General features: G+C 34.6%; 1 pseudogene. It reads right to left on the bottom strand.

Annotated features, from left to right (window positions below):
- Positions 1 to 240: pseudogene (locus tag M901_RS02570) on the bottom strand (hypothetical protein); the annotation flags it as partial.

Raw genomic sequence — 240 nt, 5'->3', positions numbered from 1 at the left:
CTTCGGAGCCTCATATCCAGGAAAGAGCCAGAACATTCCTTTCATAAAATAGACTGAAATTGTAAAAGAGCTAATCATCCAAGGAGCTAGCAATAGTACTTTAAAGATAGCATTGAAGAAGTAGAGCTTATAATCAACTATGGCCGATGGGTGTAACCATATCTCTTTATTAAAAATAGCTTTAACTCTCTCTTTATAAGAATCTTTCTTAATAAAGATAAGCGCTAAGATAAGCGCTGA

The organism is Bacteriovorax sp. DB6_IX (assembly GCF_000447775.1).
In the GTDB taxonomy this organism is placed as follows: domain Bacteria; phylum Bdellovibrionota; class Bacteriovoracia; order Bacteriovoracales; family Bacteriovoracaceae; genus Halobacteriovorax_A.
This window is presented reverse-complemented; position numbering and strand designations above follow the sequence as displayed.